Below are 22,951 nucleotides of genomic sequence, written 5' to 3'. Positions count from 1 at the left end.
TTGGCCTCAGGAACCGAGCAGTTTCTTGCCGGCGGCCGAAATCCACGAGCCCTGATTTTCACGCGGCTCGGTGCCGTTGCTCTTCAGGAGCTTGTAGGAATCTGCATACCACTGGCTGTCAGGATAGTTGTGGCCGAGAACGGCAGCAGCCGTCTGGGCTTCTTCGACGATACCCATCGCGTAATAGGCCTCGACCAGGCGGGCGAGCGCTTCTTCGATCTGGTTCGTGCTCGGATATTTCTCGACGACGTTGCGGAAACGCGAGATGGCGGCAAGGTATTCCTTGCGCTCCATATAATAGCGGCCGATCTGCATTTCCTTGCCGGCGAGCTGGTCGCGCGCGAAGCGGATCTTCGCCTGCGCATCGTCGACATATTCGGAGTCAGGATAGTTGTCGACGACGGCCTGCATGGCCTCGATCGTCTTGGCCGCTGCGCGCTGATCCTGCGTCACGTCCACGATCTGCTTGGAATAGGTCAAGCCGATCAGATACTGCACATAGGGTGCGTCCTTCGACTTCGGGTACTGCGCCATGTAGCGATTGCCGGAGGCAAGCGCGTCATCCAGGCGGCTCTGGCGGTATTTCACGAAGGTGCTCATCACAAGCGCCTTGCGAGCCCACTCGGAGAACGGGTTCTCCCGATCGATGGCGTCGAACTTGCGCGCCGCCTCGTTCATGTTGCCCGCCTTCATGTTGGCGAGGCCCTGCGTATAAAGAACGTCCGGCGGATCGTTTTCAACGCCGAGCTTGGTAATGTCGATATCGGGGTCCGACTGGCATCCGGAAACCAAGGCACCTGCGCTCAGCACCAAGAGCGATGCGAACAAAGCGCGCGCTGTCTTCATCATACTTTCAGACCCTGCATAACCCATCGGAACAATCCCAACCGCCGCCATCCCTCAACGGCGGCCACGCCTTGCTGGCGTTTCTAGCCACAAATGTATGGCCAGAGCAACGCAATGATGATGCATTAACGCATTTTTGTGGCGGCACCGGCCATAATGTTGAGTTTTGCCCAGAGAAGGACGCATCTGTTGCCGCTAAACATCTGCTGCAAAACACCTATCGGGAATCGCAATGGGCCATCCTCATAAAGAAACCGCCTCCCGAAGGAAGCGGCCCTGGCCTTAAAAAATGCGGTGGAGGTCAAGCCGACCAGGGAGCAAATTCCGGTGCGTTGACCCGGATGAAGTCCCGGGGAGCAACACGCTGGCGCGGTGCAGATGTCTCGACAACTTCATAGGCTGTCGGATCGTTGAGCAGCGCCTTAAGGGCATTGGCATTCATCTTGTGGCCGCCGCGATAAGAGCGGTAGCAGCCGATAAACGGAGCACCGGCAAGCGCCAGATCACCAACGGCATCCAGCGTCTTGTGACGGACGAACTCGTCCTTTGCGTAACGCAGACCCTCGACGTTGATAACGGTGTTGTCGTCGGAGATGACAACCGAGTTTTCAAGCGACGAGCCGAGCGCGTGGCCCGAAGCCCACAGACGCTCGACATCGCGCATGAAGCCGAAGGTACGGGCGCGCGACAGTTCCGACTTGAACGTCGCAGCGGTCATGTCGCCTTCCCAAGTCTGGCGGCCAATCAGCGGCGTGTCGAAATCGATCTCGACTTCAAAGCGCATGCCGTCATAGGGACGGAATTCGCTCCACGAACCGCCATGTTCGATACGAACCGGCTTGGTGACGCGGATGTAACGACGCTTGACGCCGAGCGATACCAAACCGACCTGTTCGATTGCTTCAATGAAAGGCATGGAGCTGCCGTCCATGATCGGCATTTCCGCGCCGTGAACTTCGATCAGGACGTTGTCGAGGCCAAGCGCATAGACGGCTGCCATGACATGCTCGATCGTCGCGACGGAGCGCGCCGGCGAGAAGCCAAGAACCGTGCAGAGGTCTGTATTGCCGACCTGCGAGGAAACGGCACGCAGCTCGGTAACTTCACCGTTCTCGTGCATACGGTTGAATACGACACCAGTATCTGCTTCAGCCGGGTTGAAGGTGATCGAAACGTCAGCACCAGAATGAACGCCGATCCCAGAAAGCGTGACCGGGCGTGATACCGTCGTTTGAAAACCCAACATGCCAATAACCATAAATCTTGCCTTTATTATCCCCGGCGATCCGCTGCGGCTTATCTGCCGAAACCCATCTACCGAGGTTTATTTCGCTCCGTCCAAGTCCTGCAATGAGCGCACGAAGACGGTTTTGTTAGTCCATACATACGTGCGCCCGCGCTCCAATCCAAATCACTGTTTCTTTCGCTTTGTTACGAAAGCATGCTTTTGAAATTGCTGCGTAATTTGCCTGAATTTCGGCACCTTGAAACACAGATGCCCGGGAGCGAACTCCCGGGCCTGAGCGTGGCGATTCTGTGTCGACCTCAGTTCGACTGGCGGCGAAGGAAGGCTGGAATTTCCAGCTGATCGTCTTCCTGCATCATGCGGGCCTGAGGAACGCTGCGGCCCTGATCGTCAAGGTTTCCACGGCGCGGAGCGTAAAGGCTGGCTTCCGGAGACAGCGGACGGCGCTGCTGCGATGCAGCGGCAGGTGCCGATGTCATCTCCGGAACGACTTCCTCGTCGCGGCGTCCGAGCGAATTGGTGATTCGCTTCAGAAGACCCATCGGACCGCGCTCTTCGTGAACCTGCGCGGCGACTGCAGGCTGTGCGCGGTGGTCGAGCTCGGCCTGAACGACCGGCGGGAAGTCTTCAACCTTCGGCATGCGAACCGGCTGCTGCTGAGCGGCCATCGGCTGCTGCATAACCGGCGCCGGCTGCTGCATGACAGGCGCTGGCTGCTGCATAACAGGAGCCGGCTGGCTCATGATCGGCGCCTGGACAGGAGCCTGCTGAACCGGGGCAGGACGGATGATCGGAGCGGCTTCCGGAGCAGCGAAGATCCGGCTCTGCGGGCGGAAGGTTTCCTGCTGCACAGGCTGCTGTACCGGCGCTGCCGCACGAGGAGCGTGGATTTCGAGTTCACGTTCCATCTCGGCTTCCGCGGTGCGGATCGCCTGTGCGATCGGATCGACGGCCTTCGGTGCCTGCTGCATGACTGGTGCAGGCTGAACTGCGGCCGGAGCCGGAGCAACGGCCGCGGAAGGACGGATAATCGGCTTCTGGACCTGCTGGAAGTTCTTGCCGGAGTCCTGGTTCATCGCACGGTCGATGCCGGTGGCGACGACGGAGACGCGGATGATGCCTTCAAGCGATTCGTCGAAGGTTGCGCCGAGGATGATGTTCGCATCCGGATCGACTTCCTCGCGGATACGGGTCGCAGCTTCGTCGACTTCGAAGAGGGTAAGGTCGCGACCACCGGTGATGGAGATCAGCAGGCCCTGCGCGCCCTTCATCGAGGTTTCGTCGAGCAGCGGGTTTGCAATCGCGGCTTCCGCAGCCTGCATTGCGCGGCCCTGGCCGGAAGCCTCGCCGGTACCCATCATCGCGCGGCCCATTTCGCGCATGACCGAACGAACGTCGGCGAAGTCGAGGTTGATGAGACCTTCCTTCACCATCAGGTCGGTGATGCAGGCAACGCCCGAATAGAGCACTTGGTCAGCCATCGCGAACGCATCGGCGAAGGTCGTCTTGTCGTTGGCAATGCGGAAGAGGTTCTGGTTCGGAATGACAATCAGGGTGTCGACCGACTTCTGCAGTTCCTGGATGCCCGATTCGGCCAGACGCATGCGGCGTCCGCCTTCGAAGTGGAACGGCTTGGTGACGACGCCGACCGTCAGGATGCCCTTGTTGCGGGCGGCCTGTGCGACCACAGGAGCAGCACCGGTACCGGTGCCGCCGCCCATGCCGGCGGTGACGAAGCACATGTGGGTGCCGTTCAGGTGATCGACGATCTCGTCGATGCACTCTTCAGCAGCTGCACGACCGACTTCCGGCTGCGAACCAGCACCGAGACCTTCGGTGACGCTGGCGCCGAGCTGGATGATCCGCTCTGCCTTGGTCATCGTCAGAGCCTGTGCATCCGTGTTGGCGACAACGAAGTCGACGCCCTGGAGGCCTGCGGAAATCATGTTGTTGACAGCATTGCCGCCGCCGCCGCCAACACCGAACACGGTGATCCGCGGCTTCAGCTCTGTGATGTCAGGCTTATGCAGCTTGATAGTCATGGTACCGTTCCTTCTCTTTATGGCCGCATCGCCACGCCGGCCAATTCATTAAATCTCTAGAAGCTTTCCTTCAGCCACTGGCCCATCCGGGCAATGCGGCTGCTATTTCCGCCAAGCGACATGAGCAGACCGCTCTGTGACGCATGTGTTTCCATGTCCGCAACCTGCGGATAGATCATCAGGCCGACAGCCGTCGAAAAGGCCGGACCCTTGGCCGCCGTCGGCAGGCCCGAGACGCCCATCGGTCGGCCGATGCGAACGTTGCGGGCAAGGATCTTGCGGGCAACGTCGGCAAGGCCTGTCAGCTGGCTCGCGCCGCCTGTCAGCACGACGCGCTTGCCGACGATCGGGCTGAAGCCAGAACGCTGGATACGGTCGCGAATCAATTCCATTGTCTCTTCGATACGGGCGCTGACGATGCGCGACACCAGTGCGCGCGGCACCTGTGTCGGCAGATCGCGATCGTCCTCGCCGATCGGCGGGATCGAGATCAGCTCGCGCTCATCCGAAGAGTTCGGCATGGCCGAAGCGTGGACCACTTTCAGCCGTTCGGCATCCTCGATGCGGGTCGAAAGACCGCGGGCCAGGTCGGTGGTGACGTGATGACCGCCGAGGCTGACGGCATCCGTATGAACCAGCTTACCTTCGGCAAAAACCGAAATCGTGGTCGTGCCGCCGCCCATGTCGATCGCGGCGCAGCCGAGCTCGACTTCGTCGTCGACCAGAGCAGCAAGACCCGATGCGTAGGGCGTCGCAACGATGCCTTCGACCGAAAGGTGAGCGCGGTTGACGCTGAGCTCAAGGTTCTTGAGCGCCGTGCGTTCCGCCGTCACGACATGCATGTCGACGCCGAGAACGTCGCCGTACATGGCCAGCGGATCGCGGATGCCGCGTTCGCCGTCGAGCGAGAAGCCGGTGGCCAGCGAGTGCAGGACGAAGCGATCCTGGCGCAGCGACTGCTGGCAGGCTGCCGCCAGAACCTTCTTGAGATCGTTGAGCTCCACTTCCTGCCCACCGAGGTCGATGGTCGCGGTGTAGATGTCGCTCGCAAGGCGGCCCGCCGTCAGGTTGACGATCAGGCTTTCGACTGTCAGGCCCGCCATACGCTCGGCCGCATCGACTGCCAGGCGGATGACACTCTCAAGCGCATCGAGGTCCGAGATCGCGCCGGTCTTGATACCGCGCGAACGCTGATGGCCGATGCCGATGATTTCGATGTTGTGCGTGCGGCCGGGTAGAACCTGGCTCTCCTCGCGCGGCGTCAGCCGCCCGATCATGCAGACGACCTTCGTCGAGCCGATGTCGAGGACGGAAACGACATGCGACCGCTTCGACGAAAGCGGCTTCAGGCGCGGCAATCCAAAGTGGGATGAACCGAACAAGCTCATATATTCTGCCCCGCCTTTTTCAAATCCTTGGTACGCTGATCAAGCACCAGCTGGCGCCGAGCCATCGCTTCGGGAGTCAACTGAATGGCCGTGCGGTCGGCGAGCCTGAGATCGACTGCCGCGATATCGCGATCCAGCAGATCCTGCTCCTTGGAAAACTTCGAAAGCCGCGTCAGCGCCAAATCGATGTCGTCTTCCGGCAACTTGACGACGACGCCGTTATCCATGTGCAGATCCCAGCGGCGACCGGAAACCCAAACAAAGGCCTTCACACGCGACTTGATATCCGGCCACTTCGCAAACTCGTCTTCGAGCGAGGCGGCAGCGACTTCAGCGCCACGTCCGACAACCAGCGGCAACTGCGAGAACTTGTTGTCACGAAGCGGAGCAATGACCGCCCCGCCCTTCTCCACCAGCGAGAGTTCCTGCCCGTGCTGCCAGATCGCATAGGCCTGGCGCTCCTTGAGCTTCACCTCGATCGTCTTCGGGTAGACCTTGCGAACCTCGACGTTCTCGACCCAAGGCAGCTTGGCAATCTTCTGGCGGGCAGCGTCCACGTCGAGAGCGACCAGCGAGGTCGTCCCATCGAGACCGATCAGCTGCAGGATATCGATTTCCGAGGTCTCGGAATTACCGGAGACCTTCACGTCTTCAATCGCAAAGCCGGCGGCCGTCGTCGTCGCCTGCGCAACGACTTCCGTGTGACCACCCAGAGACATGCCATAGAGGCCGGTCGCAGCAAAAAACGCCAGCGCTGAAACAGTGCCGGTGTGCGCCGGAATATGGATACGACCACTTCCCAGACTGACAAGGAAGCGGACGACACGGCGCAGCGGACGCGGCAGAACCATCCGGCCATCACCCTCGGCATACGAAGGCTCGGCATGATGGCTGGGGCGCCCTATCCTTTTGACCGTCACCGAGAACAAGAAGCGTCCTCCACCATCCAACGAAGAAACTCACCGAACGAGTAGCCGGCATGACCAGCCATTTCAGGCACAAGAGAGGTTGGAGTCATGCCCGGCTGGGTGTTGATTTCCAGCCAGATGATTTCACCATCTTCGGAGAAACGATCATCGTAACGAAAGTCGGAGCGACTAACCCCACGGCAACCAATTGCTTGATGCGCCCTTAAGGCCAATGATTGTATTTTTTGGTAAATATTCGGTGAAATTTTCGCCGGAATGACATGTTTCGAGCCACCCGCGACGTACTTGGAATCATAATCGTAGAAACTGTGTCCCTGCGGCACGATCTCGGTCACACCCAGCACACGATCACCCATGACACCGCATGTCAGCTCGCGACCATGGATGTAACGCTCGACGATAACCTCTTCACCGTAACGCCATTCCGGCGAGCCGATGATCTGCGGCGGGTTCGCCTGATCTTCCTGAACGATCACGACACCGAAGCTGGAACCTTCGCGCACCGGCTTCACCACATAGGGCGGCTTCATCGGGTGCTCGGTGGGGAAAGCGAATCGATTGATCACCTGCGACTGAGCGACCGGAATGCCGGCCGCGGCAGCAACGCCCTTTGCCTTGCCCTTGTCCATCGCAAGCGCGGACGCAAGCACACCTGAATGCGTGTAGGGAATCTCCAGATATTCGAGGATGCCCTGAATCAGACCATCCTCGCCAAACGGCCCATGCAACGCATTGAACGCCACATCGGGACGAAGCGCGGAGAGCTTTGCCGATACGTCGCGATCGACGTCGATACGGGTTACCTGGAAGCCCTCAGCCTCGAGCGCATCAGCGCACGCCGCCCCGGACGAAAGGCTGACAGGCCTCTCCGAGGAAAATCCGCCCATCAGGACAGCGACATGCTTGCGACTCATAGATACCCCCAAAATAACTGGCAGTCTGAAATTCGATGCTTGCTCCAAGCTTGTTTCTCTCCGAATCCCAATCCTTGGCGCCCGTGTATTAGAGCAGCATTATGGTTAACGAAGCGTTTACTTTCGTTAACTTCTGTCCTCTGGACCGGCACGACGACCTAGCGACCGGGGAAGCGGAAACGCAAAAACCCCGCACCGACGGGCGGCACGGGGTTATGAAAAATTGAAGGAATGGGCTCAGGATTCCTCGCCGACCGCCTTCCAGAGAACGCCGCCGATGATGCCGCCGACAATCGGTGCGAGCCAGAACAGCCAGAGCTGTTGTAGTGCCCATCCTCCGACGAACAGGGCCTGGCCAGTCGAGCGCGCCGGATTGACCGATGTGTTGGTGATCGGGATAGAAATCAGATGAATCAGCGTCAGCGCCATCCCGATTGCAATCGGCGCAAATCCGGCAGGCACCCTGCTACTGGTGGAACCCAGGATGATGAAGATGAAGAGCATCGTAAGGACAGTTTCGATCACCAGCGCCGAGGTAAGCGAATAGCCGCCAGGCGAGTGCTCGCCATAGCCATTGGCGGCGAATCCCCCGAGCTCGAACCCTGCCTTGCCGCTCGCGACGACATAGAGCACCGCCGCAGCAACGATGGCCCCGATGACCTGCACTAGGATATAAGGTATCAGGCGCCCGGCAGAGAACTTGCCTGCAACAGCAAGGCCAACCGAGACCGCCGGGTTGAAATGACCGCCGGAGATGCCGCCGACGGCAAACGCCATGGTAAGCACGGTGAGGCCAAAAGCAAAAGCAACACCCACAAAACCTATTCCAAGCTCGGGATATGCCGCCGCAAGTACGGCACTGCCACAACCACCGAACACGAGCCAGAATGTACCAAGAAATTCTGCAACAAGACTTTTCTGCATATTTCCCTCCTGCGCTCAACCAGAGCGTTACCGAAGATTCCGCCCATATTGATTCTGGTCAAGTAACGGGATCGAGAGCCCCCTCGCCGGCTGAAATGGAAGCACCCTATTTTTTGTCCGTTTATTGCGCGTTTTGCATTTGCGCCGAATTAAAATTGCGTTAAGAGCCGGATGCCCTTTGAGGCATAGAATGAAATCCCGAATGGAATGAAAATGTCAGACGCGATATCCAAAGTATCGCCGACCTCCGCATCATCGAACAGTGCACCGCTCAACTCGCCGGCACGCGTTCTGATCGCGAGCCTCGTCGGCACCACGATCGAATTCTTCGACTTCTATGTTTATGCGACGGCCGCCGTGCTGGTCTTCCCGACGCTGTTTTTCCCGAACAGCGATCCGACCACAGCGCTTCTCGCCTCCTTTGCCACCTTCTCGATCGCCTTCTTCGCCCGCCCGCTCGGCGCCGTGGTCTTCGGCCACTTCGGCGACAGGATCGGCCGCAAGACCACGCTTGTGGCAGCGCTGCTGACGATGGGTATTTCCACGGTCGTCATCGGTCTTCTGCCGTCCTATGATTCGATCGGCGTGCTTGCGCCGCTTCTGCTGGCGCTGTGCCGCTTCGGCCAGGGCTTCGGCCTCGGCGGCGAATGGGGCGGTGCCGTCCTACTCGCGACCGAGAACGCTCCGGAAGGCAAGCGCAGCTGGTACGGTATGTTCCCGCAGCTCGGCGCCCCCGTCGGCCTGTTCCTCTCCTCGGGTATCTTCTGGCTGCTGCTGCAGGTCATGTCTCAGGACGCGCTTTTGAGCTGGGGATGGCGCGTACCGTTCATCCTGTCGATCATCCTGATCGTCATCGGCCTGTGGGTTCGTCTCTCGATCACCGAGACCCCAGCCTTCCAGAAGGCCATCGACAAGCACGAGCGCGTTGCCGTGCCAGTCGCGGAACTGTTCCGCAAGCACAAGCGCAGCCTGTTCCTCGGCACCTTCGTGGCGCTCGCCACCTTCGTGCTCTTCTACATCGGCTCGGCCTATCTTCTGTCCTACAACGTCAAAGTCCTGAAGATCCCGTTCCTCGACGCGCTCGAGATCCAGATCGTCGGCTCGATCGCCTTTGGTATCTTCATTCCGCTCATCGGCAAGCTCGCCGAGCGCTTCGGACGCCGCGAAATGCTGATCCTGACGACCGTCCTGATCGGCGTCTTCTCCTTCTTCCTGCCCGGTCTGATGACCGGCGGCGAAGGTAGCATCGTTGTCTTTGCAATTGTCGCGATGGCACTGATGGGCATGACCTACGGCCTGATCGGCACGGCGCTGGCAGCCCCCTTCCCGACCGCCGTTCGCTATACCGGCGCATCGATCACCTTCAACCTCGCAGGCATCTTCGGCGCATCGCTCGCGCCTTATATCGCCACCTGGCTGCAGGCGAACTACGGGATGACCTATGTGGGCTATTATCTCGGTATCGCCGCTGTCATCACCCTCGTCTGCATCCTGGCCTCCGGCCGCGACGAAGTCTGACGCGACAACGATCTCAAATCAAAGGGCCGCGACGGGAAACCGCCGCGGCCTTTTTGTTGCGGTCTGTTAACGCCCTGTCTCTATTTTTCCACCGCATGAAATGCGGAGGCCGGGATGCTGACAAGACGATCGATACTCATGAATGGATTTGGCGCAGGTCTTTCGATGGCGCTGCCACCATTCGCCCGTGCCGCAGCCATCCCCTCGATCGACGTTACCTTCCTTGTGATCAATGATGTCCACGCCTGCCGTGTTGGCGATGGGCTGAGCCCGAATTGCCTCGCCGAAGGCAAGACCGACGCCAACCTCCTGCGTCACATCAGGGCATTGAACACCATTCATCACCAGACATGGCCCGAAGAGATCTCCGGCAAACCGAGCGGCTTCAGCCTTGCCGGTCAGCCGATCGCCAAGCCGCAGGGTGTCATCGTGTGCGGCGACGTCACGGATGACGGCGGCGGACAGATGGCGGAGTTGAAAGAGGGCTCGCAGCTGCTGCAGTTCTCGCACCGCTATCAGCAGGGCCCGGGCGCCGATCATATCCACTTCCCGGTTTATGTCGGCCTCGGCAACCACGACCTCGACCAGGACGGCAAGCCGCCACAGGTTGATTGGTATCGCGACGAGTTGCGCGATTACGTCCAGATGAACCACAAGCCGAGCGTCTTCTTCAAGCCGATTGTCCCGGTGGACAACTACGACGAAGGTTCCGACAACTATTCCTGGAACTGGGGCGGACTTCACCTCATCCAGGCCCAGCGATATGGGGGCGACGACACCAAGGGAACGGCAAGCAGTCTCGACTGGATGAAGCGCGACCTTGCGGCCAATGCGGCCGACGGCCGACCGGTGGTCATCTTCCAGCACTATGGCTGGGACAGGTTCTCCGTGGAGCGCTGGGACCCGAATGCCAAGACCTTCACCGACAGCGGCAGCGGCGCTCCGCATTGGTGGAGTGATTCAGATCGTCAGGATCTGCTCGCAACCCTCAGTGGTTACAACGTAATCGGCATTTTCCATGGGCATGAACACGAAACGCCGATGGCCTACAGCGTCGGTGCGATGGATATCTTCAAAGCAAAAGCCGCCTACATGGGCGGCTTCTGTCTTGTTCGTGTGACAAGCGCGACGATGTATGTTACCATAGGCGAAGCAAGCGACGATGACGGCGGCGTTGTCTTTACGACCGCCTTCACCAAACGCCTGGCCTAACGATCACTCGGTCGTTACGCCCTGGAAAGGGCGAACCTCGCGGCCCGGCATGAAGACGCCCAGACGCTTGATCTCCCACTCGAGCTTGATACCGGATTTCTCGAAGACCTCGCGGCGTACCTGCTCGCCGAGATATTCGAGGTCATAGCCGGTCGCCTGACCGTTGTTGATCATGAAGTTGCAATGAAGCGACGACATCTGCGCGCCACCGATCACCAGACCGCGGCACCCTGCTTCGTCGATCAGCTTCCATGCGGAATGACCTTCCGGGTTCTTGAAGGTCGAACCACCGGTCTTCTCGCGGATCGGCTGCACGGTTTCACGGTGACTGCGAACGGCATCCATTTCCGCCCGAATCTTGGCGCGGTCTTCCGCGTATCCTTCGAACAGCACCGAGGTGAAGATCAGGTCGCTTGCCGCAGACGAATGCCGATAGCCATAGCCCATGTCCGTATTCGACAGCACGTGCCTGTTGCCCTGGCGATCAATGGCGGTGACCTCGATGACGCGGTCCCGCGTTTCTGCGCCGTTAGCGCCAGCATTCATCTTGGCGGCGCCGCCGATGCTGCCGGGAATGCCGTAGTAGAAATGGAACCCACCGATGCCGTTGTCCATCGCCATGGCGGCCACGTACTTGTCCGGGCAGATCGCACCGGCGCGAATGCGGTTTTCGCCCGCAAGCTCGACCGAACCGAAACCCTTGGCCGACAGGCGCAGCACAACGCCGGGAATGCCGCCATCGCGAACGAGGATGTTCGATCCAACGCCGACCACCGTCAGCGGAACCTCGGCCGGCAGCAACTTCAGAAACGCGATGAGATCGTCTTCGTCGTGCGGCTGGAACATCAGCTCCGCAAGGCCACCGGCGTGGAACCACGTGACACGATCCATCGGCGCATCAGGCGTCAGCCTCCCGCGAATGTCCTTTACACCGTCGCCGAGCGACGCAAGCAGCTTTTCCCCATTCACCTGTTTCATGCAGATATTCCCGAAAGGCTTTCCAGTTGCTTGGGCAGCGCTGCCGCCCAGTATGTGATACTCCCAGCCCCCAACAGAACCACAAAATCACCCGGCTTTGCAATCTCTGCGACCATTTGCGCCAAATGCTCCGGAGAAGCGAGGAAGCGCGCGTCGCGATGACCGCCGGATTTGATGCGAGCGACGAGCGTCTCGGCGTCAGCACCCTCGATCGGATCCTCGCCGGCAGCGTAGACGGGCGCGAGGAAAATGCTGTCGGCATCGTTGAAGCACGCGGCGAACTCTTCGAAGAGGCTCGCAAGGCGAGAATAGCGATGCGGCTGATGCACGGCGATGACGCGGCCCTTGCAGGCCTCGCGAGCAGCCTTCAGCACAGCCTTGATCTCGACCGGGTGATGGCCGTAATCGTCGAAGATCTGCACGCCGTTCCATTCGCCGGTCAGCGTGAAGCGGCGCTTGACGCCGCCGAACGAGGCCAGCCCCTTTGCGATATCTTCGCTCGACATGCCGAGACGGTTGGCAACAGCGATCGCGGCGGTGGCATTGGAGATGTTGTGACGGCCAGGCATCGGCATGACGAGATTGTCGAGCCTGATCACCTGTCCCGTGCGGCGGCGACGGATCTCGACGTCGAAAATCGAACGCGGACCATCGATGCGGACATTCATGAAGCGAACGTCGGCCTGCGGGTTTTCGCCGTAGGTGACGATCTTGCGGTCCTCGATGCGGCCAACCAGCGCCTGAACTTCAGGGTGATCGAGGCAGAGCACGCCAAAACCGTAGAACGGCACGTTCTCGACGAACTGGCGGAATGCAGCCCGCACGGCGTCGAAGTTTCCGTAGTGGTCGAGATGTTCGGGATCGATGTTCGTGATGACAGCGACATCGGCAGGCAGCTTGAGGAAGGTGCCATCCGACTCGTCGGCTTCGACCACCATCCACTCGCCCTCGCCCATCCGGGCGTTGGTACCATAGGCATTGATGATGCCGCCGTTGATCACGGTCGGATCGAGCCCACCGGCTTCCAGTAGCGTCGCCACGAGCGATGTGGTCGTAGTCTTGCCGTGTGTACCACCGATCGCGATGGCGTTACGGAAGCGCATCAATTCGGCCAGCATTTCGGCGCGGCGAACGACCGGCAGCAGCTTTTCACGCGCCGCCACGAGCTCCGGATTGTTCTTCTTGATGGCGGTCGACACGACGACGACTTCCGCGTCACCCAGGTTTTCCGCCTTGTGGCCGACAAAGACTTCAATGCCCTTGTCACGCAAGCGTTGAACGTTCGCGCTTTCGGCCTGATCGGATCCCTGCACGCGATGCCCGAGATTGTGCAGCACCTCGGCGATGCCGCTCATCCCGATGCCGCCGATGCCGATGAAATGGACGAGGCCGATGGCCTTCGGCATTTTCATGCGCGTTTCCCCTTGAACTCTGCAATTGTACGTCGTGCCGCAATAGCCTCTACCATGTCGGCAAGCAAGTTCGCAGCATCGGGTTTGCCCGCCTGTCTGGCGGCAGCGGCCATTCGCGCAAGCTTTTCGGGGTCGTTCATCACATGGGTCAGGATCGAGGCGATCTTCTCCGAGGACAACTCGGCCTGCACGATCACCTTGGCACCACCCGTTGCCGCCAGCGCCGCGGCGTTCGCCGCTTGGTCGTGATCGAGCGCATGCGGATAGGGAACAAGGATTGCCGGGCGGCCGATGACCGAAATCTCCGAGACCGTCGACGCGCCGGAACGGCAGATCACCAGATGCGCCTTGGCCAACCGCTCGGCCATGTCGGTAAAGAACGGCGCGATCTCGGACGAAGCGCCCATTTCAAGCTTGGCGACACAATCGCCAACCATGCCCATATCCTCGGACCGAACCTGCTGCGTGATCCTGAGGCGTCCGCGAAGATCGTCTTCGAGCAAGCTTATCGCCGTCGGCATCGCCTTGGAGAAATACTGCGCGCCCTGGCTACCGCCGAAGACCACGAGATTGAATGGCTCGCCCGCATGCGACGGCGCATAGGGCGTTTTTGCCGCCTCGATGATCGCGGGACGGACCGGATTGCCTGTCGCCACCGTCTTGTCGGGAAACTGGCCGCCACCATCTGGCAGAAACCCGCCGGCAATCGCCTGAACGCGCGATGCCAGCGCCTTGTTGGCGCGTCCCATCACGGCGTTCTGCTCGTGGATCATGGTGGGCACACCGAGCCGGGTTGCCGCCAGCAACGGCGGCACGGTCGGATAACCGCCGAAGCCCACGACGACGGCTGGCTTCAACCGAGAAATGAGCCTCTTCGCCGCCCGCATGCCGCTCCAGAGCATCCAGAGCGTACGGGCAACCGCCACCGGGTTTTTCGACGCGATCGTTGCCGATGGCACGACATGGATTTCATCGGCAGGAAACTTGCCCGCGTAGCGCTCGGCGCGGCTGTCGGTAACGAGGTGCACGGAATAGCCGCGCTCCTTCAGCTTGTAGGCCAGAGCTTCCGCCGGAAACACGTGGCCGCCGGTTCCCCCGGCGGCAAGCAGGACGATGCCTTTGCTCATGTACTCTTACTCCGCCGGCATTCCATGCGCGACGCGGAAGAGGCTCCGATCCTGCGCACGCTTTTCCGGCCTGTGACGCGTCAGCGCGAGAATGAATCCGGCGGTGACGCAGATAGCGACCATCGACGAACCGCCATAGGAAATCAGGGGCAAGGTCATGCCCTTTGCCGGCAACAGTTCGAGATTGACGCCCACGTTGATGATGGACTGTATGCCGATCTGCAGCACGAGACCAGCGACCGCGAACCGGTTGAAGTCGTTCCGCTCCTTGTAGGCGTGCGACAAACCGCGCAAAACGAGCACGGAAAACAGCGCCACAAGCGCCATGCAGAAGACGATGCCGAATTCCTCGGCCGCGACCGAGAAGATGAAGTCGGTGTGCGCATCAGGGATGATGCGCTTGACGATACCCTCACCCGGCCCCTGGCCGAACCAGTCGCCGCGGATGATGGCTTCGCGCGCGGTGTCGATCTGGAAGGTATCGCCTTCGCCCGTCATGAACTTGTCGATGCGCAAAGCCACGTGCGGGAAGACATAATAGGCACTGACGAGACCGCCCGCGCCAAGAGCCCCGAGCACGATGATCCAGAGCCAGGGCATCCCCGCCATGAAGAACATGCCGCCCCAGACGGCGGTGGTCAGGATCGTCTGGCCAAGGTCAGGCTGCGCCACAAGCAGCGCGGCCACGATACCGAAGAGAATGATCGCAAAGAGATTGCCCGGAATTTCCGGCTGGCGCGCGTGCTCGGCAAACAGCCAGGCGCAGACCACGACGAAAGCGGGCTTCATGAATTCCGATGGCTGAATGGAAATGCCGGCAAGCGTCACCCAGCGCCTCGATCCCTTCACCTCGACGCCGAAGAAGAGCGCCAGCAGCATCATCCCCAGCGCGACGATGAGGAGGATGATGGCGGTGCGTCGCACCTGGCGCGGCGTCAGGAACGACAGGCCGAACATCACGCAGAGCGACGGGATCATGAAAGCCGCGTGGCGCTTGACGAAGTGGAATGGCTCCAGCCCGATGCGCTCAGCCACCGCCGGCGACGCGGCGAAGGACAACATGAAGCCGATGCCCATCAGAAAGATGAACATCGCCAGGAAAAAGCGGTCGATGGTCCAAAACCAATCGGCCAGAGGCCCACGTTCCGCGCGGCTTACCATGTCATTTATCTCCTGTTGCCGAACCGATCAGCATGGTGATTCCGTCGAGCGCTGCCACATGGCTGACAAATGCATCGCCCCTGACTTCAAAGTTCTTATATTGGTCGAAGCTTGCGCAAGCCGGGGATAACATCACGGCCGATGGGCCATTTTGATCTTTTTCGGCATCCGCGGCCGCGTGTGCGACGGCTCGTTCCAATGTTCCCGAGATTTCGTAGGCAACGGCGTCCCCCAGGGTCGCCGCAAATTCCGCCGCCGCCTCACCGATCAGGTAGGCCTTGGCGATACGCGGGAAGAAGGGAGCAAGCGTCGTAATCCCGCCAGCCTTCGGCAAGCCGCCTGCGATCCAGTATATACGGTCGTAGCTCGACAGCGCCGGAGCGGCGGCGTCCGCGTTCGTGGCCTTCGAGTCGTTGACGAAAACGACATTGCCCCGACGACCCACGGGCTGCATGCGATGCTTGAGACCCGGAAACGACGCCAAGCCGATGCGGATGTCCTCGACGGAGACACCGACGGCCAAACAGGCTGCGATCGCAGCGGCGGCATTCTGCGCGTTGTGGCTCCCGCGAAGGGTCTGGATGCCATCGAGGTTGGCGATCAGATGGGCTGCGCCCTCAGAGGCCTCAAAAAGCTTTGCGCCTTCCGCGTAGATGCCATTGGCCAGCGGCTGGCGTCTGGAAATGCGCATGACCTTGGTCCCAGCCCGCTCGACGCGATCGGCGATCATCTCGCAATAGCTGTCGTCGACGCCGATCACGGCAACGCCGCTGCCGGCCACCAGCCGCTCCTTGACGTCGGCATAGTGCTGCATCGTTCCGTGCCGATCGAGATGATCAGGCGTCAGGTTGAGCAGGATCCCGGCGGACGGATTGAGCGTCGGCGCCAGATCGATCTGGTAGGACGAGCACTCGATGACATAAAAGCGCCCGGCCCTCGGTGGCTCCAGCGTCAGCACTGCGGTCCCGATATTGCCGCCGAGCTGCGTATCCCGTCCGCTCGCCTCAAGGATATGCGCGATCAGCGCCGTGGTCGTCGATTTGCCGTTGGTGCCGGTGATCGCGATGAACGCGCAATCCGGCGCGTGTGCGCGGCGTTCGCGAACGAAGAGTTCGACATCGCCGACGATATCGACGCCTGCGGCGCGCGCCAGATCGACTGTCCAGTGCGGCTTGGGATGCGTCAGCGGCACGCCGGGCGAAAGTACGAAAAGCGACTGGACGCCCCAGTCGATCGTTCTGAGGTCGGCGGTGTGAATTCCCTCGGCAGCAGCCTTCGTCACGCTATCAGGATTGTCGTCCCAGGCCGTGACGTCAGCACCGCCAAGGATCAGCGCGCGGGCGGTGGCAAAACCGGAGCCACCGAGCCCGAAGAGCGCGACCTTCTTTCCTGCAAGCGTGGTGACCGGAATCATGACCGTCTCACCGCAGCTTGAGGGTCGAAAGGCCGAGCAGAGCAAGGCCAACCGCGATGATCCAGAAGCGGATCACGACCTGGCTTTCCGTCCAGCCCTTCTTTTCGAAGTGGTGATGGATCGGCGCCATCAGGAACACGCGGCGTCCCGTCAGCTTAAAGAAGCCGACCTGAATGATGACGGACAGCGTTTCCATGACGAACAGGCCGCCGATGATCGCCATGACGATCTCATGCTTGGTGGCAACGGCAACCGTGCCGATCGTGCCGCCCAGCGCCAGCGAACCGGTGTCGCCCATGAAAATAGCCGCCGGCGGTGCGTTGAACCACAGGAAGCCGAGACCCGCACCAATAACGGCGCCAAGAACGACCGAAAGTTCGCCGGTACCCGGTACGAAATTGATCTGCAGATAATTGGCGAAGACCGCGTTACCCGCGAGGTAGGCGATGACGCCGAAGGATGCCGCTGCGATCATCACGGGCACGATCGCCAGACCATCGAGGCCATCCGTGAGGTTCACCGCATTGCCCGCGCTGACGATCACGAAGCCGCCGAAGACGACGAACATGATGCCGAGATTGAGCATGAAGTCCTTGACGAACGGAAAGGCGATCGACGATCCGAAGGTCGAGCCGGCCGTGCCCGATGCAAGCGCTGCCCGCATCATGAAGAAGACCGCGATGCCGGCGATCACGAACTCGATGCCAAGGCGAGCCTTGCCGGAAAAGCCCTTGTGGCTCTGCTTGCTGACCTTGAGATAGTCGTCATAGAAGCCGATCGCGCCGAACCCGAGCGTGACGAGCAGCGTCGCGACGACATAGACGTTGGAAAGATCAGCCCAGAGCAGCGACGAACCGACGATGCCGGCGAGGATCATCAGGCCGCCCATGGTCGGCGTGCCGGCCTTCTTGAAATGCGTCTGCGGCCCGTCGGCGCGGATCGGCTGGCCCTTGCCCTGCCGAATGCGCAGCGAATTGATGATCATGGGTCCGAAGAGGAAGACGATCAGCGCAGAGGTAAACAGGGAGGCGCCCGTGCGGAAGGTAATGTACCTGAAGAGGTTCAAAAACTTCAGGTGTTCCGACAGTTCGACTAGCCAAATCAGCATTCAGGGCCCCTTGTTTACCCGCTCAAAATTCGCGTTGCGTGTCGGCAAATGGCGGGAACTTGTCAAGGAGCGCGGCGACAATCTTGCCGAAACCGATGCCCAGTGACGATTTTACCATCAGCACGTCGCCTGGCGCGACCGAGTCCAATACATATTCGATGAGATCTTCCGTCTTCTCGCGGTGCTCGACCTGTACGCTCTCCGGAAGCGATTCCTTGAGCGCGACCATTTCGGGACCAGCAAGCCAGACATGTTCGATGCCGGCCGCAAGCAACGGTCCAGCGAGATCAGAGTGCACCTTCTGGGCGTAGTCGCCCATCTCCAGCATATCGCCAAGCACGGCGATGCGGCGGCCGGTTCCCGTAGGAACCGAGCTTGCGAGCACGGCAATCGCCGCGCGCATCGAAGCCGGGTTGGCATTGTAGCTTTCGTCGACAACAGTAAAGGTGCCGTGATTGATCGACAGCTTGTGGCGTCGGCCCCTGCCCTTTTCCGGCTGGAGCGTCGCGAGCGCCGCGATCGCCTGCTGCAGATCGGCACCAACGATGGTCACCACGCCGAGCGCCGCAAGCGCATTTTCGGCAATGTGACGACCAGGCGCGCCGATCGCGACTTCCTTGGTCTCGCCGTCGATCGTGATCCAGAGCGTCGAGCTCTGATCGGCGCCATTGAATTCCGCAAGCCGGAACTCCGCCTTCGCATGCTGCCCAAACGAGTGGATATGCCCGATGCCGAGCGATTGTGCCGTGCGGTCGAGGAAATTGAACTGGTCGTTGTCGCGATTGAGCACCACATGGCCGCCGGGCACGACGCCCTCGAAGATCTCGGCCTTGGCGGTCGCGATTTCCTTGATGCTCTTGAAATTGCCGAGATGCGCCGGCGCGATCGTGGTAATGACGGCGACATGCGGCTCGATCATCTTCACCAGCGGACGGATTTCGTCGGGGTGGTTCATGCCCACTTCGAAGACGCCGAAATAGGTGTCGAGCGGCATGCGCGCGAGCGTGAGCGGTACACCCCAGTGGTTATTGAAGGATGCGACGGAGGCGTGAACCTTGCCCGACGGAGAAAGGACGCGCCGCAGCATTTCCTTGGTGGTCGTCTTTCCGACGGAGCCGGTGACGGCAATGATCTGTGCGCGGGAACGCGCACGTGCGGCCAGACCGAGCTTGCCGAGCGCCGCCAATACGTCCTCGACGACGATCATGGGAACGGTCAGGCGGCCCATGGCCGGAAGACGTGACTCGCTGACGACGAGAAGAGATGCACCATTGGCCATCGCCATCGACGCATAATCATGGCCGTCGACACGATCGCCCTTGATGGCGAAGAAGGCCTCGCCGGGACCGATGGAGCGGCTATCGATGGAAATGCCGGTAATGCCCTCAGGCAGGGTCCCGAAGGGACGCCCCGCCATCGCGGCAATCATGTCTTCCGTGGTCCAAAGCCAGTTCACGATTTCAGCTCCTCCAAAGCCTTACGCAATTCGGCGTGATCCGAAAACGGCAGGGTGACGCCTCCGATCGTCTGCCCTTCCTCATGGCCCTTGCCGGCCACGATCAGCGTATCGCCCGACGTCAGCATGCCGACTGCTTCACGGATGGCCGTTGCGCGGTCGCCGATTTCGGACGCGCAGCCCGCAGCCGCCATGATCTCGGCGCGGATCGAAGCCGGCTCTTCCGAGCGCGGATTGTCGTCGGTCACGATCACGACGTCAGCCAGACGGCAGGCGATTTCGCCCATGATCGGACGCTTTCCCCGATCGCGATCGCCGCCACAGCCGAACACGACGATGACGCGACCTGTCGTGAACGGGCGCACGGACTCCAGAACATTGGCCAGCGCATCGGGCTTGTGCGCGTAATCGACATAGGCCAGCGCGCCATCCTTGGTATGGCCGACGAGTTCGAGACGACCGGAGGCGCCCTGAAGCTTCTCCAGCGCTGCCATGGCAACCTTGGCGGGAACACCTGTGGACATCGCAAGGCCCGCGGCAACGAGCGCGTTGGCCACCTGGAAATCGCCCGCGAGCGGAATATCCACTTCGAAGATCTCGCCGTCGGCATGGATCTCCGCGACCTGCTTGTGCCGGAAATGCTCGACGCGCTTCAGCGTCAGGTAGTCACCCTTGCGACCCACGGTGCGAACATCGTGCCCGGCATCCTTCGCCGCCGCGATGGCCTGCGCCGACCAGGCATCATCGGCGAAGATCACCGCCGGCGAGCCCTTTGGCAACAGCGTATCGAACAGCCGCATCTTCGCGGCCATGTAGCTCTCGATCGTCGGATGGTAGTCCATATGATCGCGACCGAGATTGGTGAAGGCGGCAGCCGCGAGCTTCACGCCATCGAGCCGGCACTGGTCAAGGCCGTGGCTGGATGCCTCCATCGACGCGTGGGTCACACCCTCGTCAGAAAGCTCCGCCAGAAGCGCATGCAAGGAAACCGGATCGGGCGTAGTCAGCGAACCGTATTCGTTGCGGGTTGGCGAGACGACGCCGGTGGTGCCGATCATCGCTGCCGGATGCCCCGCATGGGCCCAGATCTGCCGGGTGAAGGAGGCGACGGACGTCTTGCCGGCGGTGCCAGTGACCGCCACCATCGTTTTCGGCTGCTTGCCGTAGAAATGCGAGGCGGCGATCGACAGGAACCGGCGAGGCTCACTCACCACAAGAACCGGAATGGAGGCATCGACACCGTGGGCAGCGATCGCAACGGTAGCACCGCGCGCTGCCGCGTCGGCGATGAAGGCGGCGCCATCGGCCTTGGTACCGGCAACGGCAACGAACGCCATGCCGGGCGCAATCTTCCTGCTATCGGAGGAAAGGCCGGAAATCTCCAGCCCGCCTACCGGTCCGTCCAGCTGGTCCTTGAGTTCAGGAAACGCGTTTCCCGCGAGGTCTCTCAATCTCATCGAATGTACTTTTCTTCTTCGAGCCGCCGCGCCCCCATGGCGAATCGGCTGCGACATTCATTCAGACTCAATAAGACACCAACATGGCCGATCCGTCGTCACCGAACTTCGGTTCCACACCAAGGATTGGTGCGGCACGTGCAATGATGTTCTTGACCATCGGAGCAGCGGTATAAGCGGCGATGTTCTGCCCCTTCTCGCCATTGTGAGGTTCGTCGCAGAATGTCAGCACAACATACTTCGGATCGTCGATCGGAAATGCCGCCAGGAAGGCATTGAAGTTGAGGTTCGACGCATAGCGTCCGTTGACGACCTTGTCGGCCGTACCGGTCTTGCCGCCGACGTTAAAGCCCGGCACGTCGGCATTGCGGCCGGATCCCTTGATGCCGTTCAGCTTGAAGAGGTAGCGCACGTCATCGCTCGTGGTCTTCTTGACGACCACTTCGGCAACATCGTCTGCTTGCTCGCGCGTTCTCGGCAGGAAGGTCGGCTCGATCAGCTTGCCGCCGTTGACGAGTGCCGCACCCGCAACAGCCGTCTGCAGCGGCGTCGTGGAGACACCGTGACCGAAGGAGATCGTCACCGAGTTGATCTTCTTCCAGACCTTCGGCTGGCTCGGCATCTTCACCTCAGGCAGCTCCGTCTGCATCTTCGTCAGCAGGCCGAGCTTCGTCAGGTAGTCCTTTTGCGCGTCGATGCCGACGATGTCGATGATGCGCGCAGTACCGACGTTGGACGAGTACTGGAACACTTCCGGCAGCGTCAGCCAGCGGCGCTGGCCGTGGAAGTCGTGAATGGTGAAACCGCCGATATGGATAGGCTGCGTCGCGTCGAAGCTATCGGTCAGCTTGACCTTGCCGGTATCGAGCGCCATCGCGAGGGAGAAGGTCTTGAAGGTCGAGCCCATTTCGAACGTTCCGTTCGACATGCGGTTCAGCCAGCCTTCTTTGGCGCCTTCCATTGGGTTGTTCGGATCGAAGTCGGGTGCCGAGGCCATGGCCAGCACTTCACCCGTGTGAATGTCGAGGACGACGGCACCGGCCCCCTTGGCCTCGTAGTTGGTGACGGCATTGGCAACGACATCACGCACGATATTCTGGACACGAATATCGATCGACAGCTTGACCGGCTCGAGCGGCTGGTCGCTGGTCATGCCGACGGAAGCGAGATCGGCCAACCCCTGGTCGTCGATATACTTCTCCATGCCGGCAACGCCGCGGTTGTCGATATTGACGTAACCGAGAATGTGCGCGGCCGTCGCGCCGCCCGGATAGAAGCGACGCTTCTCCGGGCGGAAGCCGATACCCGGAATACCAAGCGCCAGGATCTGGCTCTGCTGCTTCGGCGTAAGCTGGCGGCGCAGCCATGCAAAGTGAGAGTTGCGATTGGCGAGCTTCTTATAGGTACCCTTCACATCAAGGTCGGGCAGAACAGTCGAAAGCTTTTCGACGGCCTCATCGGCGTCGACGACCTTGTTCGGCTCGGCAAACAGCGAAACGGTGCGGATATCGGTGGCAAGAACCTCGCCATTCCGGTCGAGAATGTCGGGACGGGACGCCATCAGGCGATCCGGCGGCAGGATGCTCGATACGACATCGGGATCACGGATCGCATATTCCACCAGACGACCGCCGATCACGCAGTAGACGCCAAGGAAGGCGACGATCAGCAGACCGACGCGGCTCTTTGCCTGTCCGGCGCGCTTCTTGCGCGATCCCTGGATCGCGACGTTGCCGGAGGGGCCGCCAAAACGACTGTAAACGCCGGCGGAAAAATGCGCCTGGCTCTTTGAAACCATGATGCGTGAAAGAAAGGACAT

General features: G+C 60.8%; 18 protein-coding genes. 2 read left to right on the top strand and 16 right to left on the bottom strand.

All coding sequences use genetic code 11. From position 1 onward, the window contains the following. Positions 1-6: 6 nt before the first annotated feature. From QTL94_RS11480 to aqpZ, 7 genes are all read right to left on the bottom strand, one after another. On the bottom strand, positions 7-873 hold the full coding sequence (locus tag QTL94_RS11480; RefSeq protein ID WP_198928748.1) for an outer membrane protein assembly factor BamD: 867 nt from the start codon (positions 871-873) through the stop codon (positions 7-9). Between the two features lie 274 nt (positions 874-1,147). Then, positions 1,148-2,104 carry a UDP-3-O-acyl-N-acetylglucosamine deacetylase gene (lpxC, locus tag QTL94_RS11475; protein WP_065693604.1) on the bottom strand — a complete coding sequence of 319 codons (957 nt, stop codon included), beginning with the start codon at positions 2,102-2,104 and terminating at the stop codon, positions 1,148-1,150. 287 nt (positions 2,105-2,391) lie between these two features. Next, positions 2,392-4,134, bottom strand: a complete 1,743-nt coding sequence (ftsZ, locus tag QTL94_RS11470; protein WP_065693603.1) for a cell division protein FtsZ — start codon at positions 4,132-4,134, stop codon at positions 2,392-2,394. Positions 4,135-4,190: 56 nt separating this feature from the next. After that, positions 4,191-5,522, bottom strand: coding sequence for a cell division protein FtsA (ftsA, locus tag QTL94_RS11465; RefSeq protein WP_065693602.1), 1,332 nt, complete (start codon positions 5,520-5,522; stop codon positions 4,191-4,193). Continuing rightward, positions 5,519-6,451 (bottom strand): cell division protein FtsQ/DivIB, encoded by a 933-nt coding sequence (locus QTL94_RS11460; protein ID WP_289801623.1) that lies wholly within the window; start codon positions 6,449-6,451, stop codon positions 5,519-5,521. Before QTL94_RS11460 ends, ftsA begins: the two co-directional genes overlap by 4 nt. After that, positions 6,439-7,365 (bottom strand): D-alanine--D-alanine ligase, encoded by a 927-nt coding sequence (locus tag QTL94_RS11455; protein ID WP_113520020.1) that lies wholly within the window; start codon positions 7,363-7,365, stop codon positions 6,439-6,441. Before QTL94_RS11455 ends, QTL94_RS11460 begins: the two co-directional genes overlap by 13 nt. A 237-nt stretch (positions 7,366-7,602) precedes the next feature. Further along, positions 7,603-8,289, bottom strand: a complete 687-nt coding sequence (gene aqpZ / locus QTL94_RS11450) for an aquaporin Z (protein ID WP_289801622.1) — start codon at positions 8,287-8,289, stop codon at positions 7,603-7,605. Between the two features lie 213 nt (positions 8,290-8,502). Here aqpZ and QTL94_RS11445 point away from each other — a divergent pair, with 213 nt between their 5' ends. Together QTL94_RS11445 and QTL94_RS11440 are read left to right on the top strand one after the other, a co-directional pair. Continuing rightward, positions 8,503-9,807: an MFS transporter gene (locus QTL94_RS11445; protein WP_065693786.1), complete on the top strand. Its 1,305-nt coding sequence runs from the start codon at positions 8,503-8,505 to the stop codon at positions 9,805-9,807. Positions 9,808-9,921: 114 nt separating this feature from the next. Beyond that, positions 9,922-11,019 (top strand): metallophosphoesterase, encoded by a 1,098-nt coding sequence (locus tag QTL94_RS11440; RefSeq protein WP_289801621.1) that lies wholly within the window; start codon positions 9,922-9,924, stop codon positions 11,017-11,019. A gap of 3 nt (positions 11,020-11,022) precedes the next feature. Here the strand turns inward: QTL94_RS11440 and murB are convergent, their stop codons facing one another. The 9 genes from murB to QTL94_RS11395 form a co-directional block, all read right to left on the bottom strand. Then, a complete protein-coding gene (murB, locus tag QTL94_RS11435) occupies positions 11,023-11,997 on the bottom strand; it encodes a UDP-N-acetylmuramate dehydrogenase (protein ID WP_289801620.1) in 975 nt (324 codons plus the stop codon). Further along, on the bottom strand, positions 11,994-13,409 hold the full coding sequence (gene murC, locus QTL94_RS11430) for a UDP-N-acetylmuramate--L-alanine ligase (RefSeq protein ID WP_113520023.1): 1,416 nt from the start codon (positions 13,407-13,409) through the stop codon (positions 11,994-11,996). Before murC ends, murB begins: the two co-directional genes overlap by 4 nt. Further along, complete coding sequence (gene murG / locus QTL94_RS11425; RefSeq protein WP_289801619.1) at positions 13,406-14,536, bottom strand: undecaprenyldiphospho-muramoylpentapeptide beta-N-acetylglucosaminyltransferase; 1,131 nt, start codon at positions 14,534-14,536, stop codon at positions 13,406-13,408. Before murG ends, murC begins: the two co-directional genes overlap by 4 nt. A 6-nt stretch (positions 14,537-14,542) precedes the next feature. Beyond that, positions 14,543-15,697, bottom strand: a complete 1,155-nt coding sequence (gene ftsW, locus QTL94_RS11420) for a putative lipid II flippase FtsW (RefSeq protein ID WP_065693594.1) — start codon at positions 15,695-15,697, stop codon at positions 14,543-14,545. A gap of 1 nt (position 15,698) precedes the next feature. Further along, positions 15,699-17,111 carry a UDP-N-acetylmuramoyl-L-alanine--D-glutamate ligase gene (murD, locus tag QTL94_RS11415; RefSeq protein WP_289801618.1) on the bottom strand — a complete coding sequence of 471 codons (1,413 nt, stop codon included), beginning with the start codon at positions 17,109-17,111 and terminating at the stop codon, positions 15,699-15,701. A 7-nt stretch (positions 17,112-17,118) separates the two neighbouring features. Then, on the bottom strand, positions 17,119-18,219 hold the full coding sequence (gene mraY, locus QTL94_RS11410; protein WP_065693592.1) for a phospho-N-acetylmuramoyl-pentapeptide-transferase: 1,101 nt from the start codon (positions 18,217-18,219) through the stop codon (positions 17,119-17,121). 22 nt (positions 18,220-18,241) lie between these two features. Further along, positions 18,242-19,675: a UDP-N-acetylmuramoylalanyl-D-glutamyl-2,6-diaminopimelate--D-alanyl-D-alanine ligase gene (locus tag QTL94_RS11405; protein WP_289801617.1), complete on the bottom strand. Its 1,434-nt coding sequence runs from the start codon at positions 19,673-19,675 to the stop codon at positions 18,242-18,244. Continuing rightward, on the bottom strand, positions 19,672-21,132 hold the full coding sequence (locus QTL94_RS11400) for a UDP-N-acetylmuramoyl-L-alanyl-D-glutamate--2,6-diaminopimelate ligase (RefSeq protein ID WP_289801616.1): 1,461 nt from the start codon (positions 21,130-21,132) through the stop codon (positions 19,672-19,674). Before QTL94_RS11400 ends, QTL94_RS11405 begins: the two co-directional genes overlap by 4 nt. A 67-nt stretch (positions 21,133-21,199) precedes the next feature. Beyond that, positions 21,200-22,951: a peptidoglycan D,D-transpeptidase FtsI family protein gene (locus QTL94_RS11395; RefSeq protein WP_065693589.1), complete on the bottom strand. Its 1,752-nt coding sequence runs from the start codon at positions 22,949-22,951 to the stop codon at positions 21,200-21,202.

Source organism: Rhizobium sp. S96 (assembly GCF_030382195.1).
Classification (GTDB): domain Bacteria; phylum Pseudomonadota; class Alphaproteobacteria; order Rhizobiales; family Rhizobiaceae; genus Rhizobium.
Note: the sequence above shows the minus strand (reverse complement) of the source record. Positions and strands in the feature narration are given on the sequence as shown.